This is a genomic window from Christiangramia sediminis, assembly GCF_020552705.1.
Taxonomy (GTDB): Bacteria; Bacteroidota; Bacteroidia; order Flavobacteriales; family Flavobacteriaceae; genus Christiangramia; species Christiangramia sediminis.
Genome location: NZ_JAJBZG010000005.1, coordinates 406,889 through 428,432, shown reverse-complemented (window position 1 = coordinate 428,432; position 21,544 = coordinate 406,889). Strand labels below are relative to the sequence as shown.

Annotated in this window: 24 protein-coding genes; 8 read left to right on the top strand and 16 right to left on the bottom strand. The window is 38.4% G+C overall.

Annotated features, from left to right (window positions below):
- Nucleotides 1–14: 14 nt before the first annotated feature.
- Together LGQ90_RS11325 and LGQ90_RS11320 are read right to left on the bottom strand one after the other, a co-directional pair.
- Nucleotides 15–527, bottom strand: coding sequence for an acyl-CoA thioesterase (locus LGQ90_RS11325; protein ID WP_229341162.1), 513 nt, complete (start codon nucleotides 525–527; stop codon nucleotides 15–17).
- A 56-nt stretch (nucleotides 528–583) separates the two neighbouring features.
- On the bottom strand, nucleotides 584–1,513 hold the full coding sequence (locus LGQ90_RS11320) for an HU domain-containing protein (RefSeq protein ID WP_229341161.1): 930 nt from the start codon (nucleotides 1,511–1,513) through the stop codon (nucleotides 584–586).
- Nucleotides 1,514–1,612: 99 nt separating this feature from the next.
- On the opposite strand from LGQ90_RS11320, the gene dprA reads away from it, so the two are divergent.
- A complete protein-coding gene (gene dprA / locus LGQ90_RS11315) occupies nucleotides 1,613–2,713 on the top strand; it encodes a DNA-processing protein DprA (protein WP_229341160.1) in 1,101 nt (366 codons plus the stop codon).
- Here the strand turns inward: dprA and trpS are convergent.
- Nucleotides 2,710–3,678 carry a tryptophan--tRNA ligase gene (trpS, locus tag LGQ90_RS11310; RefSeq protein WP_229341159.1) on the bottom strand — a complete coding sequence of 323 codons (969 nt, stop codon included), beginning with the start codon at nucleotides 3,676–3,678 and terminating at the stop codon, nucleotides 2,710–2,712. The genes dprA and trpS overlap by 4 nt on opposite strands.
- A 75-nt stretch (nucleotides 3,679–3,753) precedes the next feature.
- Between trpS and LGQ90_RS11305 the strand changes: the two genes are divergently transcribed.
- Nucleotides 3,754–4,497 (top strand): lysophospholipid acyltransferase family protein, encoded by a 744-nt coding sequence (locus LGQ90_RS11305; RefSeq protein WP_229341157.1) that lies wholly within the window; start codon nucleotides 3,754–3,756, stop codon nucleotides 4,495–4,497.
- On the opposite strand, the gene LGQ90_RS11300 is transcribed toward LGQ90_RS11305, so the two are convergent.
- The 4 genes from LGQ90_RS11300 to recA all read right to left on the bottom strand — a co-directional run bounded on the left by LGQ90_RS11300 (nucleotide 4,494) and on the right by recA (nucleotide 8,146).
- Entirely contained in the window at nucleotides 4,494–5,963 is a 1,470-nt protein-coding gene (locus LGQ90_RS11300; protein ID WP_229341156.1) for a hypothetical protein, read from the bottom strand. The two genes, LGQ90_RS11305 and LGQ90_RS11300, sit on opposite strands and share 4 nt — an antisense overlap.
- The gene (locus tag LGQ90_RS11295) at nucleotides 5,960–6,508 is read right to left on the bottom strand and encodes an RNA polymerase sigma factor (RefSeq protein WP_229341155.1); all 549 of its coding nucleotides are present in this window, start codon (nucleotides 6,506–6,508) and stop codon (nucleotides 5,960–5,962) included. Before LGQ90_RS11295 ends, LGQ90_RS11300 begins: the two co-directional genes overlap by 4 nt.
- Nucleotides 6,509–6,545: 37 nt before the next feature.
- Nucleotides 6,546–7,004, bottom strand: coding sequence for a hypothetical protein (locus LGQ90_RS11290; RefSeq protein WP_229341154.1), 459 nt, complete (start codon nucleotides 7,002–7,004; stop codon nucleotides 6,546–6,548).
- A gap of 128 nt (nucleotides 7,005–7,132) precedes the next feature.
- Nucleotides 7,133–8,146 (bottom strand): recombinase RecA, encoded by a 1,014-nt coding sequence (gene recA / locus LGQ90_RS11285; RefSeq protein ID WP_229341153.1) that lies wholly within the window; start codon nucleotides 8,144–8,146, stop codon nucleotides 7,133–7,135.
- 200 nt (nucleotides 8,147–8,346) lie between these two features.
- Between recA and trhO the strand changes: the two genes are divergently transcribed.
- The 6 genes from trhO to LGQ90_RS11255 all read left to right on the top strand — a co-directional run bounded on the left by trhO (nucleotide 8,347) and on the right by LGQ90_RS11255 (nucleotide 15,084).
- Nucleotides 8,347–9,378, top strand: a complete 1,032-nt coding sequence (gene trhO, locus LGQ90_RS11280; RefSeq protein ID WP_229341152.1) for an oxygen-dependent tRNA uridine(34) hydroxylase TrhO — start codon at nucleotides 8,347–8,349, stop codon at nucleotides 9,376–9,378.
- A 212-nt stretch (nucleotides 9,379–9,590) separates the two neighbouring features.
- A complete protein-coding gene (locus LGQ90_RS11275; RefSeq protein ID WP_229341151.1) occupies nucleotides 9,591–10,772 on the top strand; it encodes a PSP1 domain-containing protein in 1,182 nt (393 codons plus the stop codon).
- Entirely contained in the window at nucleotides 10,765–11,253 is a 489-nt protein-coding gene (locus LGQ90_RS11270; RefSeq protein WP_229341150.1) for a gliding motility lipoprotein GldH, read from the top strand. Before LGQ90_RS11275 ends, LGQ90_RS11270 begins: the two co-directional genes overlap by 8 nt.
- A gap of 15 nt (nucleotides 11,254–11,268) precedes the next feature.
- A complete protein-coding gene (locus LGQ90_RS11265; RefSeq protein WP_229341148.1) occupies nucleotides 11,269–13,581 on the top strand; it encodes a penicillin-binding protein 1A in 2,313 nt (770 codons plus the stop codon).
- Nucleotides 13,582–13,689: 108 nt separating this feature from the next.
- Nucleotides 13,690–14,388, top strand: coding sequence for a CoA transferase subunit A (locus LGQ90_RS11260; RefSeq protein ID WP_229341146.1), 699 nt, complete (start codon nucleotides 13,690–13,692; stop codon nucleotides 14,386–14,388).
- 39 nt (nucleotides 14,389–14,427) lie between these two features.
- Nucleotides 14,428–15,084, top strand: coding sequence for a CoA transferase subunit B (locus tag LGQ90_RS11255; protein ID WP_229341145.1), 657 nt, complete (start codon nucleotides 14,428–14,430; stop codon nucleotides 15,082–15,084).
- Nucleotides 15,085–15,123: 39 nt separating this feature from the next.
- On the opposite strand, the gene LGQ90_RS11250 is transcribed toward LGQ90_RS11255, so the two are convergent.
- The 9 genes from LGQ90_RS11250 to LGQ90_RS11210 all read right to left on the bottom strand — a co-directional run bounded on the left by LGQ90_RS11250 (nucleotide 15,124) and on the right by LGQ90_RS11210 (nucleotide 21,522).
- Nucleotides 15,124–15,483 carry a DUF6616 family protein gene (locus tag LGQ90_RS11250; protein WP_229341144.1) on the bottom strand — a complete coding sequence of 120 codons (360 nt, stop codon included), beginning with the start codon at nucleotides 15,481–15,483 and terminating at the stop codon, nucleotides 15,124–15,126.
- A gap of 91 nt (nucleotides 15,484–15,574) precedes the next feature.
- Nucleotides 15,575–16,288 carry a 3'-5' exonuclease gene (locus tag LGQ90_RS11245; RefSeq protein ID WP_229341143.1) on the bottom strand — a complete coding sequence of 238 codons (714 nt, stop codon included), beginning with the start codon at nucleotides 16,286–16,288 and terminating at the stop codon, nucleotides 15,575–15,577.
- Entirely contained in the window at nucleotides 16,278–17,426 is a 1,149-nt protein-coding gene (locus tag LGQ90_RS11240) for a serine hydrolase domain-containing protein (RefSeq protein WP_229341142.1), read from the bottom strand. The genes LGQ90_RS11245 and LGQ90_RS11240 overlap by 11 nt, the downstream gene beginning before the upstream one ends.
- An 18-nt stretch (nucleotides 17,427–17,444) precedes the next feature.
- The gene (locus tag LGQ90_RS11235; RefSeq protein ID WP_229341141.1) at nucleotides 17,445–17,915 is read right to left on the bottom strand and encodes a methylated-DNA--[protein]-cysteine S-methyltransferase; all 471 of its coding nucleotides are present in this window, start codon (nucleotides 17,913–17,915) and stop codon (nucleotides 17,445–17,447) included.
- Nucleotides 17,896–19,020: a CNNM domain-containing protein gene (locus LGQ90_RS11230; RefSeq protein ID WP_229341140.1), complete on the bottom strand. Its 1,125-nt coding sequence runs from the start codon at nucleotides 19,018–19,020 to the stop codon at nucleotides 17,896–17,898. The genes LGQ90_RS11235 and LGQ90_RS11230 overlap by 20 nt, the downstream gene beginning before the upstream one ends.
- Before the next feature lie 124 nt (nucleotides 19,021–19,144).
- Nucleotides 19,145–19,624: a hypothetical protein gene (locus LGQ90_RS11225; RefSeq protein WP_229341139.1), complete on the bottom strand. Its 480-nt coding sequence runs from the start codon at nucleotides 19,622–19,624 to the stop codon at nucleotides 19,145–19,147.
- A gap of 93 nt (nucleotides 19,625–19,717) precedes the next feature.
- Nucleotides 19,718–20,074 carry a hypothetical protein gene (locus LGQ90_RS11220; protein WP_229341137.1) on the bottom strand — a complete coding sequence of 119 codons (357 nt, stop codon included), beginning with the start codon at nucleotides 20,072–20,074 and terminating at the stop codon, nucleotides 19,718–19,720.
- Between the two features lie 62 nt (nucleotides 20,075–20,136).
- On the bottom strand, nucleotides 20,137–21,126 hold the full coding sequence (gene hemB / locus LGQ90_RS11215) for a porphobilinogen synthase (protein WP_229341135.1): 990 nt from the start codon (nucleotides 21,124–21,126) through the stop codon (nucleotides 20,137–20,139).
- A 48-nt stretch (nucleotides 21,127–21,174) separates the two neighbouring features.
- Entirely contained in the window at nucleotides 21,175–21,522 is a 348-nt protein-coding gene (locus LGQ90_RS11210; RefSeq protein WP_229341133.1) for a four helix bundle protein, read from the bottom strand.
- Nucleotides 21,523–21,544 lie beyond the last annotated feature (22 nt).

Genomic DNA, 21,544 nt, shown 5'->3' with positions numbered 1-21,544 from the left:
AAAAGTTTAAGGATTTAATCTTCGAATAGAGCCTTTAATTCGGTAGCTTCTTTAGGTTTCATTTTCCCGGCTAGAACAAGACTCAATTGTTTTCTTCTTAAAGCGGCTTCGTAACGTTGCTTTTCCAGTTCTGATTCCGGTTCTAAAGCAGGAATTTGAATTGGGGTTCCGGTTTCATCTACCGCGACAAAGGTATAGATGGCTTCATTTGCCTTACTTCTACGGCCACTTTCACGATCTTCCACCCAAACATCTATATAGATCTCCATAGAACTCTTAAACGCCCTTGAAACTACAGCTTCAACAGTTACAACGCTACCAAGAGGGATAGCTTTATTAAAAGCTACATGATTAACCGAGGCAGTCACTACAATTCTACGGCTATGTCTCCTAGCGGCAATACTTGCAGCACGATCCATACGCGCAAGCAACTCACCTCCAAACAAATTGTTTAGGGGGTTTGTTTCACTTGGTAGAACAAGATCTGTTAATATAGTACGTGATTCGCTTGGTGATTTAGCCTCCATGTCAATTTTTTTGCAAAAGTAAGGAGGATTTTGGCGGTTTAGCCGTTAACAAAGTATTAAAATTCCTGTACCAATAACCAGGCGCCTTCATTGGTTCTTTTTACTTCGTAAAGTTTATTAATGGCTTCTCTTCGGGTTTGATGGCTTGAATATACTACCTGGTGGAGTCCATATTTATTGGCTCCTATTAGCCTTGCGCTATGACCGGCAGCTTTTAGCTCATCCACTTTTGTTTGAGCATTTTCTTCTACCCTAAAAGCACCTGCTATGACATGATAGTTTCCAGACTGCTTTTCCACTTCAAAAGTAACGGCAGGCAGAGGGTTGTCAATTACAAAGGTGGCCTGTTGAATTTGTTGCTGAAGCTGGGTTTGAGCTTCTTGCTGTTCTGCGATATTATGCTTGGAAACCTGGCTACTGTAAATATTTAATCCAGCAAAACCTGAAACTCCTAGAGCAATAATTCCTATAGCAGCATATTTTAGAAGAGAGGATCTTCTTCTTTCCGGAGTGAAAAGTAGCGGAGTCTTTTCTTCAATTTCTTCAACCTGCTTTTTATAAGCTTCACGGTTAACCGGAATTGTTTTATAAGAATCCAACCCAAAGGATTGAGTTAAGAAATTGATCTGTGCAAATGGTTCAAATTGAAGTTTATCTTCACTATCCAAATAGAATTTTCCAATATTAGCCAATTCCGCTTTCGCTTCATTTTGCAGGGAATTCTCCAGGTCATACACAAACTCCTGGATCATGTTAGTTGCCGAATTATATTTTACAGATTCAACTTCTGCAATATAATTAGCAAGTAAACCGTCATTCTTGATCAACTGCCTGTTAAAGGAAATGACTTTGTTAGGCGGGAAGAATTCGTTTGATTCACTGTCTATGTAAGCTGATTGCTTTTGCGAAAGGAAAGCACCGAAACCGGGCAAAACTACGCATTCGTATCTATAAAGCAGATCCTGGATGTGGGTGGAAATATTCATTGGTCGCAAAAATATAGGTTATTGGTAGTGCTATAAAGTTACCCAAAGAAATTTTATTAACAAATGTTTTTTTCTGTAATTTTAATCAAATTGACCTGAATGGATTCTCAAGACTTAATCTACACGCTCGCCTTGCAACATATTCCTAATCTGGGAGATACTACCGCGAAAAAACTGATCAGGCAATTTGGGAGTGCTAAAAATATCTTCCAGGAAAAGAAGTCAGCTCTTCAAAAAATTGACGGAATTGGAAAGATAAGGGTTCAGGAGTTGCATGATTCTATTCATTTAAAGGCGGCAGAACAGGAATTAAAATTTATTGAGCAGCATAAAATTCAAACTCATTATTTTAAGCATGAAAATTATCCGGAAAAATTAAAGCACTGCCTGGATGGTCCAATTCTTATGTTTTCAAAAGGTAATATAGACCTGCATAAAAAAAGGATCATTAGTGTTGTTGGTACCAGGCAGATCACTTCTCATGGAACTTCTTTCTGCGAAAAACTAATCGAGGAAATTGCTGTTCTGGAGCCGGTAATAATTTCAGGTTATGCCTATGGGGTGGATATTACGGCTCAAAAAGCTGCCGTCAAAAATGAACTTCAAACGATTGGCTGTCTCGCTCATGGATTGAATCAAATATATCCCAGATCTCATAAAAAATATATGAAGGAAATAGAGGAGAATGGGGGATTCTTCACCGATTTCTGGAGTACAGATAATTTTGACCGCAATAATTTTTTGAAGCGTAACCGTATTATCGCCGGGTTGAGTGAAGCTACCATAGTTATTGAGAGTGCAGAAAAAGGCGGAGCTTTGGTAACCGCAGATATCGCGATTTCTTATGACCGGGAAGTTTTCGCTGTTCCGGGCAGACCCACAGATAAATTTAGTATCGGCTGCAATAATTTAATTAAAGCGCAAAGGGCACATGTTTTGACTTCTGCGGCAGATCTTGCCTATATTTTAAACTGGGAAATTGAAAAAGAACAAAAAATTGTTCAAAAGCAACTTTTTGTAGAATTGGAAGAGGATGAACAAAAACTTTACGAATTCCTGCAAATACAAGGCAAAACAGAACTGGACATTGTAGCTCTTAACTGCAATTTTCCAACTTTTAAAACCGCCTCTTTACTCCTAAACATGGAATTGAAAGGAGCAATTAGGCCACTACCGGGAAAACTCTTTGAGGTGATCTAATATCCTGCCTTGGCTCTAACTTTTTGTAAGACTTTATCGGCAACCAGTCGGGCTTTTTCGGCTCCTATTTTTAAAGCTTTATCAACCTCTTCAAGATTATTGATATAATACTCATATTTTTCTCTTGGTTCCTGGAATTTATCTTTCACAAGTTCAAAGAGTGCCTGTTTTGCATGTCCATATCCATAACCTCCTGCTTCATAATTCTTGCGCATTTCGGTTGTTTGTTCTTCGGTAGCCATGATCTTGTAAAGAGCAAAAACATTACAGGTATCAGGATCTTTGGGTTCTTCCAGAGGAGTACTGTCTGTATCAATACTCATGATTTGTTTTCTCAGTTTTTTATCGGTCTGGAAAATATTGATGGTATTGCCTTTAGATTTGCTCATCTTTGCTCCGTCTGTCCCGGGAACATACATAGAATCCTTCTGGACATTGGCTTCAGGCATCACAAAGACCTCTCCCATTTTTGCATGAAATCTGGAAGCAACATCCCGGGTCATTTCAATATGTTGTAGCTGGTCTTTTCCCACCGGAACTATTTCCGCATCATAAAGCAAAATATCTGCAGCCATCAACATGGGGTAGGAGAAAAGTCCAGAATTTACATCTTCTAACCGGTCTGCCTTATCTTTAAAAGAATGGGCAAGGGTTAATCGTTGGTAAGGGAAGAAACAGCTCAAATACCATGATAACTCAGTAACCTGGGGAATATCGCTTTGACGGTAAAAAACACTTCTTTCAATATCAAGTCCGCAAGCCAGCCAGGTCGCCGCAACAGAATAGGTGTTTTGCCTAAGCGTTTCAGCATCTTTTATTTGCGTAAGCGAATGCATGTCTGCAATAAAAATAAAGGAATCATTATCTGGTTGATTCGCCATTTCAATTGCCGGCATAATCGCTCCTAAAAGATTTCCCAGGTGTGGGGTTCCTGTACTTTGTACTCCTGTAAGTATTCTGGACATTGACTTCTTGAATTTTGATGCAAAGGTAATTTTTTTATAGAATTGACTCGGTTCATTTTACTACTTTTGGAGACTATGAGTTTTATTAAATCGGTAGCGATCCTGTTTTGGCGAATCTGGTTCTATATTCTAATGATCATTCCCATATTCATAATGCTTCCTTTTTTAATCGTTTTTACTTCTTCTGAAAAGTTTTACCCGCAATATTTTATCTGTGCCCGAATTTGGGCGAAAATCATCCTTTTTGGAATGGGCTTTAATATTAAACTGGAAGCAGATCAAATTCCTGAAAAGCATAAAAGTTATATGCTGGTGGCCAATCACACCTCTATGCTGGATATCATGCTGATGCTATCAGTTATAAAACAACCTTTTGTATTTATTGGAAAAAAAGAACTGGGCAGAATACCGGTCTTCGGCTTTTTCTACCGTAGAACCTGTATCCTGGTAGACCGTAAAAATCAAAAAAGCAGAATGGCTGCCTTTGAAGAAGCACAGCGAAGATTAAAACAGGAGAATAGTATTTGTATCTTTCCTGAAGGGGGAGTCCCGGCAGACCAATCAATCATCCTGGATCAGTTTAAGGACGGGGCTTTCAGACTGGCGATAGAACATCAAATTCCCATAGTACCCTTAAGTTTTCATGATAACAAACAGCGATTTTCCTATAAATTCCTTTCGGGAAAACCGGGAAAACTGAGGGTAAAGATCCACCATTTTATTTGTACTAAAGAACTTGCGGCTACAGATAGAAAGCAATTAAGAGATCAAACTTATAAGATCATCCATCAGGAACTTACCAATCCTACCGTACATTAAAATCTGAAGCTTAAACCTGAGTATACTCCAAAGTTTACCGGTTGCACATTATTCACATTATTAAAGGTATTGATCTGATATTTAAAGATAGGTTCAACATTGATGCTGAATTTATCTGTTAACTGGTAATCCATACCTACCCCAATATTAGTACTAAAACTGGTATTGTTGATATTGGTCGCTTTACCCAGATCAGTTTTCATCTCTCCAGAAATTAGTTGAACCCGGTTATTGTCCAGGAATAAACTACTTCCACCACCGATGATATTTAAACCGAATTTGCTATCTATCAAAACATATTCAACCTCCAGCGGCACTTCTATATATCCAAATTGCTGATTGATCTCTCCGGTAGTAACTATGGCGGTAGTTAAAGAATTATTTCCGTCCATGCCGCCAATTGGTAATCCGCTCTCTGAAGGCCCCGGGGAGTTATCCCTAATTTGAATATTATCTTCCAATGGACTAATATTTTCGAAACCAACGGACATTGCTGAAGGGGAATATGAAATATCCTGAATATTCTTATTGATATCAATTTTACTAATCCCGGTTCTGATCTTAAGCTTATCCGAAATTTTATAGGCTATTTTTACTCCGTAAGCTAGGGTTACTTCTGAAGAGGTTGAATTGTCTGATAACTGGTTGGAAAGCTCATTCCCGCTTCCAATATTCTTGTAAAACACCGGTGCGGCAAAAGTGGAAAGACGCATCTTTCTCGAATCCAGGTCAGCGATATCCTCCTCGTTTTCTTCTCGTTTTTTCTTTTCTTCCTCAACATCGGCAAGTGCATTCTCTTCTTTAATGATCGATTGAATTTTCACTGAATCCTTCTCTGTAGTTTCAGATGCTGCAATCGCTTCGGAAGTAATATCCCTGCTTTCTTTTTCAGAATTAACTAATTCCTCATCTGAATCGGTAAAATTTGAAGATTTTGACTTCTTCTCTTTATTTGCAATTGCCGACTCTGTACTAATAGGAGTATCAGATTTTATAATATTATTTTTTCTTTTTTCCTGAGAGCTATTGTTTTCATTCCCTGTTAGAGCAGAATTTGAGGAGGACTTATTATTTGAAGCAGCATTTATTTCATCATTTTCAGATTTATAAGTCTTCTCTTCAGAGACTATTTCTTCTTCAGAAATGTTTGTATTCTTATTTTTTCCTGCTGAAGACTCTTTATTTGAGTTTTGCTCTTTTGTTGATTTTTCAGGATTTTCAAAGACCACTTCCGGTTCCCCTGTAACAGAATTTTGATTATTGGTGAAGAGCAGGCTGGCAAGGATTATAGCCATAATCGCTGCAACACCACCAATCTTAAACCATAAAGGAATAATAAGGGGTCTTTTTTTGTCTTTCTTATCAAGTTTTGAAGCGATATTATTCCACACTCTTTCATGAGGTTCCGTTTCAAAGTCCTTGAACTTTTCCTGAAAAATCCGGTCTATGTTTTTCTTTTCTTTCATAATGATTGAGCCGAATTTTTAATACTTTCTTTTTTTTCAATTTTATCTCTCAAAGCCATCCTTGCCCTGGCAAGATTGGATTTTGAGGTTCCTTCAGAAATTTTCAACATTTCAGATATTTCACGATGGGAGTAGCCATCCATGACGTACATATTAAAAACCTGTCTGTATCTGTCTGGAAGCTCCTGAACGCATTTCAATAGAAAATCTACTGAGAGATCATCGGTTTCTACTTCCACCTCTTCTTCGGGAATATTATCCTCATTGGTGAGGGCATATACTTTTTGTTTCCGGTGCTTTTGTAAAGCGGTATTTATTAAAATTCGTTTCATCCAGCCTTCAAAAGAACCCTCATCTTTATATTGAGAAATTTTATCAAAGATGGTTACAAATCCATCCTGCAGGTTATCCTCTGCCTGATGGTAGCTGTCGGAATATTTAAGACATACGCCAAAAAGCTTTGCCGCATAGATGCGATAAAGCTCTTCCTGTGCATTTCTCTCTTGATTTTTGCACTGACGAATGAGATTCTTAAGGCTGGTCAAAATTAATTTTTAAGCTATCGGCAAAGATATCTAGATTTTATGGTGTTTCTGCTGTTTCGCCTACGGGTACTTCTACCGTTGTGAAAACTGGATCGCCATTAGCATCCTCACCAGTCCATAAATTAAAAATAAAGATTTCATCCTCATCGACATTCGCACTAATGTTAAAACCTCTAATAGTACCAGCGGAAGTTAGATCTGTATCATTAGAAGAATCACAACCTGTTTCATTTGGGTCGAAAGAAGTTAAGGCATAAATGAAAATTTCATTTGAATTTAAATCTTCTCTACCTCCATCAAATCCAGCAAATGTATGACAGGTTGAAGGCAGTTGGTAGGTTAATTTTAGATCATAACTTTTTCCGGCTTCAAAAAATTCAGGAAACTCAAAATCAGTAATTTCTGCAAATTCATAGGAGGTGTTAGAGTTGTCATCATCAATCGAACAACTGCTCATCGCAATTAGTGTCACTAAGGCAAAAACTATTTTTTTCATATTCTTTTCGCGTTTATACCATAGATGCACTTCTTAAATAAAGGTTGCGTATAAAGCAAAAAAAATCCCCAAAATGGGGATTTTAATTTTCGAGTAAAAGCAAATGCCTTCAGGGAAACTCCTGAAACTTATTCTTTTGCCAGTTTAATAGCATTTTTTATCTTTTCTTCCAGTTCTTCCATAAGGTCCGGATTGTCTTTCAGTAATATCTTAACTGCGTCACGACCCTGTCCCAGTTTAGTATCTTCATAACTAAACCACGAACCGCTTTTCTTTACGATCTCGTAATCAACTCCAATATCGATGATCTCACCAATTTTGGAAATTCCCTCGCCATACATAATGTCAAATTCTGCCGTTTTAAAAGGAGGAGCAACTTTATTCTTCACCACCTTCACACGGGTTTTGTTCCCCATCACATTGTTTGCGCTATCCTTTATTTGTGTAGATCTTCTGATATCAAGTCTTACAGAAGCGTAAAATTTAAGAGCGTTACCACCGGTAGTAGTTTCAGGATTCCCGAACATTACCCCAATTTTCTCTCTTAACTGGTTAATGAAAATAACTGTACAGTTTGTTTTACTGATAGAGGAGGTAAGTTTTCTAAGTGCCTGAGACATTAATCTTGCATGAAGACCCATTTTGGAATCTCCCATTTCCCCTTCGATCTCACTTTTTGGAGTAAGAGCGGCAACGGAGTCGATTACAATAATATCAATAGCTCCGGAACGGATAAGATTATCGGTAATTTCAAGAGCCTGCTCCCCATTATCTGGTTGGGATATGATAAGGTTGTCTATATCTACATCCAGTTTTTCCGCGTAAAATCTATCAAATGCATGTTCCGCATCTATAAAAGCAGCAATGCCACCTTTTTTCTGAGCTTCAGCAATTGCGTGTAAAGTAAGCGTGGTTTTACCTGAAGATTCCGGGCCATAAATTTCAATAACCCTTCCTCTAGGATATCCTCCAACACCTAAAGCTAGATCAAGACCTAATGAACCTGTAGAAATCGCATCCACATCTACCACGACCTGGTCACTCATTTTCATTACGGTACCCTTTCCGTATGTTTTGTCCATTTTGTCCAGGGTAAGCTTTAATGCCTTTAGTTTCGCGTCTTTTTCTTTATCGTTGCTCATGAATGTGTATTATAATTTTTTGAAATAAGGTCTGCTAAAATAAGATAAGTTTTGCTGCAATACAATAAAAGTTATTGCTGATTTATGGAATAATTCCAAAATTTTGGACAAAGCCTTATCGCAGCAAACAATTATGGCTTATTAACGGAAAAATGTATCTTTGCAAAAATTTTCTTTAACACTTAAAATATTAGTATAGCATGCAACTGTACAATAAATTGAGCGCTAAAGAAAGAGAAGCTCTTTTAGAAGAAGCCGGAGAAGACAGGCTTACGCTCTCTTTCTATGCTTACGCAAAGATCGGAAACCCCGAATTATTCAGGAATCACTTATTTATTGCCTGGGACCAGATGGATGTGCTGGGAAGAATTTATGTGGCTCATGAAGGGATTAATGCACAATTGTCGGTTCCGGCAAAACGCTTTAATGAATTCAAGGCTTTCCTGGACGATATTTATTTTCTTGAAAATGTTCGTTTAAATATTGCCATTGAGCACGATATAAAATCTTTCCTGAAACTTAAAGTTAAGGTGAGAACGAAGATCGTTGCAGATGGATTGAATGATGAGACATTTGATGTTACCAACAAAGGAGTTCACGTAGATGCTTCCAGATTCAATGAATTGATAAATGATCCAAACACGATCTTGGTGGATATGAGAAATCATTATGAAAGTGAAATTGGTCATTTTCAGGGCGCCATTACTCCAGATGTGGATACTTTCAGAGATTCGCTGGATATCATTGAAGAAGATCTTAAGGAGCATAAGGAAGATAAGAACCTGGTGATGTATTGTACCGGCGGAATTAGATGTGAAAAAGCCAGTGCTTACTATAAACATCGCGGATTCAAGAATGTCTATCAGCTTGAAGGCGGGATTATTGAATACACCCGCCAGGTAGAGAGTCAAAAGCTTGAAAATAAATTTATTGGTAAGAATTTCGTTTTCGATCATCGTAGGTCTGAGAGAATTTCAGAAGATGTGATCGCCCAATGTCACCAATGTGGCAAGGCTTGCGATACTCATGTGAACTGTGACAATGAAGCCTGTCACTTACTTTTTATTCAGTGTGAAGAATGCGCTGAAAAGATGAATGATTGTTGTTCAGATACCTGCAGGGAAATAGCGTCTTTACCTTACGAGGAGCAAAAAGCGCTTCGAAAAGGTAAGGGAGCGAGCAACAAGATTTTCAAAAAAGGAAGATCTGAAGTTTTACGATTTAAGCAATAGGTTTCTTTTCTAAAATAGTGGAGCCAATTAATAATTGGTATATTTACTGTTGAAAATTTTTATGAACCTCAAGGAGGTGCTTTTTATAGGCGTGTAGGCTAGGAATTTAGCCATTGTTGATGAAGGAGATTCTGCAATTATTACCGTGAAGGTAGGACAGAAGGATGTTTATATCACACGCAAAAAAGTGACTTCCTCAATATATATAATATATGGCTTGCACAAGTTGCTCGACCGGCAAAGACGGTCAGCCGAAAGGATGTAAGAATAATGGAACCTGTGGAACAGACGGTTGTAATAAACTTACTGTTTTTGATTGGCTTTCCAATATGTCTCTTCCGGGAGGTACAGAACCTTTCGATTTTGTTGAGGTCCGTTTTAAGAACGGCCGAAAGCATTTCTTTAAAAATACTGAAAATTTAAGTCTGAGTATCGGGGACGTGGTGGCTACAGAAGCCAGCCCGGGTCACGATGTGGGAATTGTAAGTCTTACCGGAGAACTGGTAAGAGTTCAGATGAAAAAGAAAAAGGAAGATCCAAATTCTGGAGAGGTCCTTAAGATCTATAGAAAGGCATCCCAGAAAGATATCGATGTTTGGCAGGAAGCCCGAAGCAGAGAAGATAAGATCCAGCAACGTTCCAGGCAAATAGCGATCAGGCTGAAACTCAGCATGAAAATTAGCGATATTGAGTTTCAGGGAGACGCTTCAAAAGCTACTTTTTATTATACCGCTGAGGATCGAGTGGATTTTAGACAATTGATCAAGGAATTTGCGCGGGAATTCAATACTCGTATTGAAATGAAGCAGATTGGTCTTCGCCAGGAAGCGGCGAGACTTGGAGGGATTGGTTCCTGTGGACGAGAACTTTGTTGTTCTACCTGGTTAACCGATTTCAGATCGGTAAGCACTTCTGCAGCCAGATACCAGCAATTGTCTCTAAACCCGCAAAAATTAGCGGGACAATGTGGAAAGTTGAAATGCTGTTTGAACTATGAATTGGATTCTTATCTGGAAGCTTTAAAATCTTTTCCGAAAACCGACGTTAAGTTAAAGACGAAGAAGGGAACGGCAGTATGTCAGAAAATTGACATTTTTAAAGGCCTCCTTTGGTACGCTTATGAAGGGGAATGGATGAACTGGCATACGCTTACTCCGGAACAGGCGAACAAGATCATTGCCAAAAATAAGAAGGACGAAGCGGTTGGAAGTATAGAAGAATACGCCTTGAATCTGGAATTAGCGGAAACCGATCAGAAGAGCTTTAATGACGGTATTGGTGAAGATAGCTTAACCAGATTTGATAAGCCAAAGCAACAACAGCGAAAGCGAAGAAATAAAAATAAGAAAAGGAAAAAACACAAAGGGAATACTTCAAATTCTAAAAATGCGTAGTGCTTTATCTGTATCTTTTTTGATTTTTGCAATTGTAATATTTTCATCCTGCGATTCTAAGCGGGTGTACGATGAATATGAGTCTATGCGAGGTTGGCATAAAGATTCGCTGGTTGATTTTGAGCTGAATAATATAGATTCTACAAAGGTTTATGACCTTTTTATTAATCTTAGAAACAATAACGATTATAAGTATAGTAATTTGTTTTTGATCACTGAGATCAAATTTCCGCAGGGAAAAGTGATCAGTGATACCTTGGAATATGAGATGACCAAACCAAATGGCGAATGGCTCGGCACGGGATTTGGTGATGTGAAAGAGAATAAGCTCTGGTACAAAGAGAACGTTAGATTTGAAGAATCCGGCACCTACAAAGTAAGTATTCAGCAGGCAATGCGTAAGAATGGTGAAGTAGACGGAATTCAGGAACTGGAAGGAATCACAGATGTTGGTTTCAGAATAGAAAAAAGTGACAATTAATTTTCTTAAAATATAATGGCCCGCACACCCAAAAAAACTAAAAAACCTGCACATAGTAATCGAAAGTATATTGTAGGCTTCTGGACACTTTTCGGAATAGGAATTCTTGTAGCTATTTTTGTGTTTTTACTTGCAGGCTGGGGAGCATTTGGCAAAATGCCAACCTTTGAAGAGCTTGAAAACCCCGAAACTAATCTCGCTACCGAAATATTTTCTTCAGATGGTGAGACTTTAGGAAAATACTACAGCGAAAACAGGACTCCTATAAAATATGACGACCTTCCTGAGCACCTGGTTCAGGCACTGGTTGCGACAGAAGACGAGCGTTTCTATCAACATGCGGGTATAGATGCAAAGGGAACAGTTCGGGCAGCGGTTTATCTTGGAACCCGTGGCGGAGCGAGTACAATTACCCAACAGTTAGCGAAACAACTTTTTACTGAAGATGTTGCGCAAAATGATATAGAAAGGGTTTTTCAAAAAGTAAAGGAATGGGTGATTTCTACCAGGCTGGAAAGACAGTATACCAAAGAAGAGATCATCACGATGTATTTTAATAAGTATGATTTTATTTATCAGGCTGTAGGAATACGTTCAGCATCCAAAATATATTTTGATAAAGAGCCCAGAGATCTTAAGATAGAAGAGTCGGCTGTTTTAGTGGGAATGCTCAAAAATTCTGCCTTGTATAACCCTATGAGGAGACCGGAGATGGTGAAAGATAGAAGAAATCAGGTTTTTGAACAGATGAACCGTAATGGTTTTATTTCTGAACAGGAAATGGATTCTCTTCAGAAATTACCCATGAAGATCGAATTCACCCCGGAAGGTCACGATGAAGGGATGGCCACTTATTTTAGAGCCTACCTGCAAAAATTTATGAGGGATTGGATCGAAGAAAATCCTAAACCAGACGGGAGTGAATACAGTCTTTTTAGCGACGGTCTCAAAATATACACCAGTATAGATTCTAAGATGCAGGAGTATGCCGAAGACGCCGTGACTAAACACATTTCTCATATTCAAAAAGAATTTGACCGCCAGAATGTGAATAATCCTACCGCCCCATTTAGGGATATAGATAAAAGCGAAGTGGAAAGCCTTATAGAAAGTGCTATGAAGCGTTCTGAAAGATGGAGAAAAATGAATGCGCAGGGAAAATCTGAAGAAGAGATAAGAAAATCTTTTACAGAGGATGCCGAGATGCGCGTGTTCAGTTGGAAAGGAACTATTGATACTGTAATGACACCTCGTGATTCTATCTTATATTATAAATCCTTTCTTCAGGCCGGAATGATGTCTATGGTGCCACAAACAGGTGAAGTAAAAGCTTGGGTGGGTGGTACGAATTTCAAGCATTTCAAATACGATCATGTTAAGCAGGGTAAAAGGCAGGTTGGATCTACCTTTAAGCCATTCGTATATGCTACGGCGATAGATCAGTTAAAATTTTCTCCTTGTGATACTTTGCCAAGAGCACGATTTACTATAGAAGCAGGTAAACATGGCAATCAAAACGACTGGTCTCCACAGAATGCTGGTAATGATGGTTATGAAGGGATGATTTCTTTAAAGGACGCTCTTGCAGGATCTGTAAATACCGTTACGGCAAGACTGATTGATAAAACAGGCCCGGGGCCGGTTATTGACCTGGCAGAAAAGCTGGGGGTAGATGTGTCAAATATTCCTAAAGTACCTTCTATTGCTCTTGGAACAGCCGATCTTAGTTTGTTTGAAATGGTTTCAGCCTTTAGCACATTTGCTAATCAGGGAGTCTATGTAAAACCCGTTTTGGTAAATCGTATCGAAGATAAAAATGGAACAGTACTTTATCAACATGTGCCTGAAACCAGGGATGTTTTAAGTAAAGAAGCAGCATATGTAACTACTACTTTACTTGAAGGGGTCACCCAGTCTGGTTCTGGTATTCGATTGAGAGGAACCTGGGCCAAAGGCAGACTGGATTATGAAAGGGCAGTTACAGGCTATCCATATGATTTTAAAAATCCTATTGCCGGAAAAACAGGAACTACTCAAAATCAGAGTGATGGTTGGTTTATCGGGATGGTTCCAGATCTTGCTACCGGCGTATGGGTAGGAGCCGAAGATCGTGCCGTTCATTTCCCCGGAATTACCTACGGTCAGGGAGCTACCATGGCATTGCCTATCTGGGGAATGTATATGAAAGATGTATATGCAGATGAAGAGCTTAAAGTTTCAAAAGAAGGTTTTGAAAGACCCGAAAATCTAAGTATCGAAGTGAATTGTAATAATTACGGAGCTAAACAGAATACTGATGATTCAGTGCCAGATGAGCTTGATTTTTAGATTTTTCATAAAAAAATCCCTGTAATATTCTTTATAGTTTAATTCCCAACATACTTTCGTTGTGACCACATTTTTATTTTCGTATTTTCGGGTAAAATTCTGAAAAAAATGATCATAAAAACTGTTGATAATGTACAGGATGCTGTAAAAGGTGTTAAGGACGGAATGACTTTTATGCTTGGTGGTTTCGGTTTATGCGGAATTCCTGAAAATGCAATTTCTGAACTTGTTCGACTTAATCTTAAAAATCTTACCTGTATCTCCAATAATGCCGGGGTAGATGACTTCGGCCTGGGACAATTATTACACAAAAAACAAATAGATAAAATGGTTTCTTCTTATGTAGGAGAGAATGCCATTTTTGAAAAGCAAATGTTAAGTGGAGAGCTTGATGTTGAACTGATACCGCAGGGAACATTAGCCGCAAGATGCCAGGCGGCACAACAGGGTTTTCCTGCAATATATACTCCTGCAGGTTATGGTACTGAAGTTGCGCAGGGAAAGGAAACCAGGGAATTTGACGGAAAAATGTATGTTCTCGAAGAAGCTTTTAAAGCTGATTTTGCATTCGTAAAGGCATGGAAAGGTGATAAGGCCGGAAACCTGATCTTTAAAGGAACGGCAAGAAACTTTAATCCTGCGATGTGCGGTTCAGCAAAAATTACGGTTGCAGAAGTTGAGGAACTTGTGGAACCGGGAGAACTGGATCCGAATCACATCCATATCCCGGGGATTTTTGTGCAGAGAATTTTCCAGGGGAAGGATTATGAGAAACGAATTGAACAACGTACTGTTCGTACCAAATAATTTTCAAATTGCCGAATTCTCAAATTAACAAATTAAAAGATGTTAGATAAAAACGGGATAGCTAAACGAATAGCTAAAGAAGTAAAAGATGGATATTATGTAAACCTCGGAATTGGAATTCCAACTTTGGTGGCCAATTTTGTGAGGGACGATATACAGGTTGAATTTCAAAGTGAGAACGGAATTCTCGGGATGGGTCCATTTCCATTTGAAGGGGAAGAAGATGCAGATCTTATAAACGCCGGGAAGCAAACGATAACGGCCTTGCCAGGAGCAAGTTTTTTTGATTCAGCACTAAGTTTTGGAATGATTAGAGGTCAGCATGTAGATCTTACCATCCTTGGAGCCATGGAAGTAGCTGAAAATGGTGACATTGCCAACTGGAAGATCCCTGGAAAAATGGTAAAAGGTATGGGAGGAGCTATGGATCTTGTTGCATCAGCAGAAAATATCATCGTCGCGATGATGCATACCAACAAGGCTGGAGACTCAAAACTTTTAAAAAGATGTTCGCTTCCTTTAACCGGGGTAGGCTGTGTAACTAAAATAGTTTCAAATCTTGCGGTTCTGGAAGTAACTAAAGACGGATTTAAGTTGCTTGAACGGGCACCTGGTGTGAGTGTGGAGGAAATACAGGCTGCAACCGAAGGAAAACTTATTGTAGAGGGAGAAATACCCGAGATGCAATTAAACTAAGTAAAAAAGCCGGAATTTAAATTCCGGCTTTTTTATTTACTAAGACATTGAAGTCGAAGTTTCCTCGATGTTCACTAAGAAGTCAATGGCATTATCCTGTGAGATAATTTCTCCTCTGGAATTGGCCTGGGAGAAATATTCATACCATCCAACTTTTTCCAGATTGCTTTCAAGAACTTTTACTTCTTCAACAGAAGGCATTTTCCATACCGTCATATAACGGTAATCGCTTCTATAAGGTGTGTGTTCGTCATTTCTAGCCCAACCAAGGTTTTCCACGCCACTTGCTTTCATATTCTTGATCCTGCCATGCATGTTATCCATGAGCTTTCTTCTATCATCATGATCCAGTTTCATCCACTTGGTGGTAACATTCCACATTTCAATATATAAATACATAAAAAAGAATTTATTGGTTTACTTAAAGTTACACATTTAGTGAGGGAATAGGTACATCTTCACTTCTGAATAACAATATTTTAAGAATAATTTATACTGAAACGATCTCAGATTCACTGAGTAGATTTTCCTGACGAAGCCTTAAGATCACCTGGGCTATGGCAATCACGTCTCTTTCACAATATTCCACGATCCGGTCTAATTCACCTTTTTCATAAAACACTTCCCGCACCATGGAACCATCTATATCTTCTTTTGGGGAGGGAATACCTAAAACGTGGGTTAAAAGCTTTAGTGAAGTATAATGTTTATAATCCCCGAATTTCCATAATTCCAGGGTATCCAGATGAGGTACTTCCCAGGGTTTTTTTCCGAAGAGATTCAGTTTTGAAGGTAGCCGCATATTATGGATAAGCATTCTCCTGGCGATATAAGGAAAATCGAATTCCTTCCCATTATGGGCGCATAACAAATGATAAGGCTGAAAAAAATATTCTTCCAGTAAAGCGGTGAACTCGTGGAGCAGTTTCTCTTCTTCTCCTTTAAAACTGGTAAGTCTGAATTTTCTGCTCCCATTTCGGAAACTAAAGAACCCTACCGAAATACAAATGATCTTCCCAAACTCACTCCATATTCCTGCCCTTTCGTAGAATTCTTCTGCAGTGTAATCATCTTTGCGTTGATATTTGGATTTTTCTTCCCACAGTACTTTTTTCTCTTCATCAAGTTCAGAGAAATTCCTGAATTCCGGGACAGTTTCAATATCCAGAAAAAGGACATTTTCCAGGTTGAGTTTATGAAGCATGATCTAACATTTTATAAGTCTCATCAATATACATATAAAAGTCCTGGTAATGTTTATCGCCTTCCTCACTTCTAATAAGTTTTCTGCCCAGCCTAACAATTACCAGCTCGTCTTCAGGAATCATTATAACGTACTGGCCTAAAACACCACGCATATAAAAAATTTCCTTATCCTTATAATTACTTAGCCAAAAACCATATCCGTAATGAGGAGTGGCTTTAAACCTGGGTTTTGAGGCTTTAGCGATATAGGCTGAATCTATAAGTTGTTCTCCGTTCCATTCTCCATAATTGATAAACAGCTTGCCAAGTTTTGCAAAATTACGGGCATTACTGGATATGCAGCAATAAGCTTTCTCCATACCCGATTCCTCGCTATCAACTTGCCACAGAGCATAATCATTCATACCCAACGGTTTCCAGAAGCTTTCACTTAAATATTCACTTAAGCTTTTTCCCGTAGCTTTTTCTATAACCATCCCCAGCAATTGCGTATTTCCGCTTAGATATTTGAATTCTTTGCCAGGTTCTTCCACTACCTTAAGGTCCATGACCTGTTCCCGGATATTTTCATCAAAATATGCCCGGGCAGTAGACGCAAACGGATTGTAATAATTTTCATTCCAGTTTAGCCCTGAAGACATAGAGGAAAGATCTCCAAGCGTTAATCTCTCGTCAAATTCCGGAAAAAAATCTGAAACGGCTTGATCTGTGTTTTCCAAATATCCATCCTGGATAGCCTTGTACATCAAAGCAGTGACGATACTCTTGGCCATTGAAAAAGAATTGGTCTTAGACATTTGATCATAGCCGTTGTAATATTTTTCAAACCAGATACTATCATTTTTAATAATTAGAAAAGCAGCTGTTTCCAGTTCTTTATTCAGGCTATCCAGGCTAGAGGAAGCTTCAGTCTGATTGTAGTCTTTTTTTAAAGGCCATTCCTTAATCTTTTCAGAATTATGGATCACATGGTTGTCAAAATAAGGATAGTCGTCTATAAAGGCTGTTTTATGACCAGTGAGATAGGTGGTATTCACTGCTTTAAAGATATACTCATATCCTAAAGCATACAGGAAGAGGGATATAATTAGGAGGCCAAGAATTATGAAGGCTAAAAACTTGAAAAACTTTTTCATAATCTTAAAATAGCACTTTTAGAACAAACTCTGCTGATTTGGTGGATTTTCAAGATCAAGGAGCCATTTTTTGCGATGCAGTCCACCGGCATAACCGGTTAATGAACCATCACTTCCAATCACCCGGTGGCATGGAACGATGATCCAGAGTGGATTCTTCCCATTGGCAGAAGCCACAGCTCTTATGGCTTTTTCATTCCCGAGATCTCTGGAAAGTTTTAGATAGGAAGTTGTAGTCCCATAAGGGATCTCTATAAGCTTTTTCCAGACTTTTTTCTGAAAGTCGGTTCCCTGTGGATTCAGTTTAAGATCAAAATCTTTTAAGTCCCCAATGAAATAAGCCTGAAGTTGTTCTATAGGTAATTTTAATTCACCGGGGATTTCAGAAGAAAGATCTCCTACGTCCATTACTTTGACCGAAGAAAGTCCATTCTCATCACCACATAATTCAGCAATTCCTAAAGGGGTTTTAATTCTTGCTTTCTTCATTTGATTTATCTTCCTCTTCGGGAGTGTTTTCAGTTTCCTGGTCTTGTTTTCGCTGGATGAGTCCAAGGCGTTTAGCGCGCCTTTCCCAGTTTTTCCTGGCTAGCATCTGCATGTCTTCAACATTATCGCTCTCGTCCATTATTTCAAGCCCCAGAAGGGTCTCGATGATATCCTCCATGGTTACAATCCCGGTAACATTTCCATATTCATCAACGATCATGGAAATATGCGCCCTTTTTTGAACGAAGATCTCGAATAGTTCGGGAATTGGAGTATTATCTTTAGTGACCAGGATTTCTCTTTTAATGCTGCTTAAAGGTTGTTTTCCTCTTTCTTCGATCATATGTTCCAGCACATCATCTTTGAGAATAAAACCGGAAACATTGTTCGATTTATCCCTGTAGACGGGAATTCTTGAAAACTTTAAGCTCTTATGGGTTCTATGGAATTCCTGTAAAGACATACTCTCATCTTCAGTCATAGCTACTGAAAATGGCGTCATAACATCTTTCGCTTCCACAGATTTGAAGACAAGCAAATTCTTAATGACCGTGGTTTCACTTTCCTCAAAAACCCCGTCTTCTTCCGCAGCATCGGTAATCGCAGCAAATTCTTCTTTACTCATACTGCTCACATGAGCAGATTTACCTATTAGTTTCGTGGTAAGCATCATAAGCCAGAGAATACCGGTATATTTCAACGGGAAGATCATGATTTTTAGTGATTTTGCTGTAAAATTCCCCAGAGACTGCCAGTACGTGGCACCAATAGTTTTCGGGATAATTTCTGAAAGCACCAGGATAGCAAGTGTCATAACCGCCGAGACTATTCCCACAGAATTACCACCATCCCCAAAGGTTTTTTCTGCCTGTACACCTACTAAAATTGCCCCTACCGTATGGGCAATGGTATTAATAGTAAGAATGGCGATCAAGGGTTTGTCTATATCCTGCTTTAAATGCGCAAGTACATCAGCATAAGCTTTACCTTCTTTCCTTTTAATCTTTATAAAAGATGGTGTAATACTAAGCAGCGAAGCCTCCAGTATTGAGCACATAAAAGAAAAGAAAATTGATAAAACGGCAAACGTGATTAACAAGCCCATATACTTAATTGTCTGTTAGACTGGCTAATTTATATATTCTGAAAGCATTTTTTTACAAAGAAATGATAAAAGGAGATTAAAAAGCCCTCCTGATTTAAGGAAGGCTTATTTCTGATTGAATTCACTATGAATTAAATGCCAGATTCTTTTGAAGCAAATCATCCCATTTTTTTGCTTCCTGCAGGCGAATGTCTGCATCTGTACTCTCATAATCATCTTCATCATAAAAGACGATTTCGGTGATCTTGGCAGAGTTTTGATCGGCAATTTCCAGACCCAGGTGAATAATTCTTTCTTTAGAAGATTCACGTAAGGTTTTTTTAGCGAGAGAAACCTGCCTCACCTTCTTGAGGTCTATGACTTCATGATCTACTTCTGTTTTGGGATCTATGATTACCAGTTTTTTACTGGAAGTGTCCAGGCCAAGACTCAGGTGACCTATGGTTTCAAATCTGTCAAGTTTTAATCCGTTTGCAGAAGCTAATTTATTCAGTTCTCTTTTGAAATTTGCTTCTCTTGATTTTTGTTTTATTAGAACATAGAGTATAGGTAACATAAAAACTAGCAGTAGCGCTATGCCTATCATTAATGATGATTTATCCATTTTATTTATTATTTAGGAAATTGAACAGAACCCCTGTCGCAGAGTTGCGCGGGATCATTTTTTGCTTTTAAAAGCCGAAAATCTGCTGTTTAATTACCAGAAAGAATGGAACGGATAAATCTGTGTTTTTAGAATATGCCTGCCGTTGGGTTGAAATTCTGAAGACAATCGGTTTTCAGAATATTTCCCAATAAAGTCATATCCAACTTCCAGATTGGAATAGGAGTGAAAATAATTGTTTTCATTTTCAGAAGAAGTCTGAAAATAGGCTTCAGAAATACTTTCCTCAAAATGGATCGCTTTTTTATTCTGATCTGCCTTAAAAAATTCCCCTTTTCTGGAATCAAAGTCTAAAGTGGTTTCAGAATAGGCAAAAGCATTGGTGGCTGAGGCCAGTAATAAAACCTGCAGCAGGAAAATATTAAGAAGAAAAGATTTTCTGTTTTTCACCTTACAAACGTACTGAGAAAACAAATTCGCAGCTGAAAAATTTAGTTATATTTTTCAGGCAATCAGGAAATTAATTTAACGGCCTCTTTTGCGAAATAGGAAGCGATCATATTGGCTCCGGCACGTTTAATGGCGGTTAATTGTTCCATCATGACCGCATCATGATCCAGCCAGCCTTTTTCAGAAGCAGCTTTGATCATAGCATATTCACCACTTACCTGATACACAGCAACCGGCACATTTACCGCATTTTTAATATCTCTAACGATATCCAAATAACACAATCCTGGTTTCACCATCACTATATCTGCACCTTCCTCGATATCCATGAGCGTTTCCCTGATCGCCTCGTCGCGATTGGCAGGATCCATCTGATAGGTCTTTTTATCTCCAGGAATATTTTGAGCTTCTACCGGAGCTGAGTCTAAAGCATCGCGAAACGGCCCGTAAAATGCAGAGGCATATTTCGCAGAATAGCTCATAATTCCAGTATCATGGAAACCTTCATCTTCCAGTAAACTTCTAATTTCAAATATTCTGCCATCCATCATATCACTTGGGGCAACAAAGTCGGCCCCTGCTTTTGCATGAGAAAGTGCCATTCCAGAAAGGACGGCCGTTGTATCATCGTTGAGAATTTTTCCATCAGCTATAATTCCGTCGTGGCCGTAGGCAGAATAGGGATCAAGCGCGACATCGGTCATCACGATCATATGAGGTACGGCATTTTTCACAGTTTTCACTGCACGTTGCATTAAACCTTCCGGATTTATTGCTTCAGTTCCGGCATTATCTTTTAGATCATCAGAAACCTTCACAAAAAGCAAAACAGACTTAAGACCCATATTCCATAGTTCTTTAACTTCCTTCTCAATGAGGTCCAGACTATACCTGTAATATCCCGGCATGGAAGCGATCTCTTCCTTGACATTTTTTCCTTCGACTATAAATAAGGGCACGATAAAATCATTTGGAGAGATGATAGTGTCTCTAACCATAGATCTTATAGATTCGTTGGTTCTTAATCTTCTGTTTCTGCGTAATGGATACATAATTATAAGTATTAAGTTGTAAGCTCTAAGCTGGATTAGTGAGTAGATTTAATTTTCTGAATTGGAACAAACAGCATTTTTTTGATTTCTGCTATTTGAGCCGTTAGTTTCTGTGATGTTTTCTAAATCAATAAATTGAAGTTCGCTGGAAACTAAAATGAGATATTCCAGTTCAAAAGCAGAACCTGAAGAAATATGTAAAAACCTCAAAAATTCCTTTTGAGTTTCCCTGCCACAGCCTTTAACAATATTAGTTGGAATGGAAAGAGCTGCTCTATTCATTTGTGAAATTAATTTGAATTTTTCTTCAGATGGAAAATTTCTGGTCGTTTTATAGACATCTAAGACTAAAGCATGAGCTTTTTTCCAAACAGTGTAATTTCTATAATCAACCATAGTTATTCTTTTAAAGCTTACC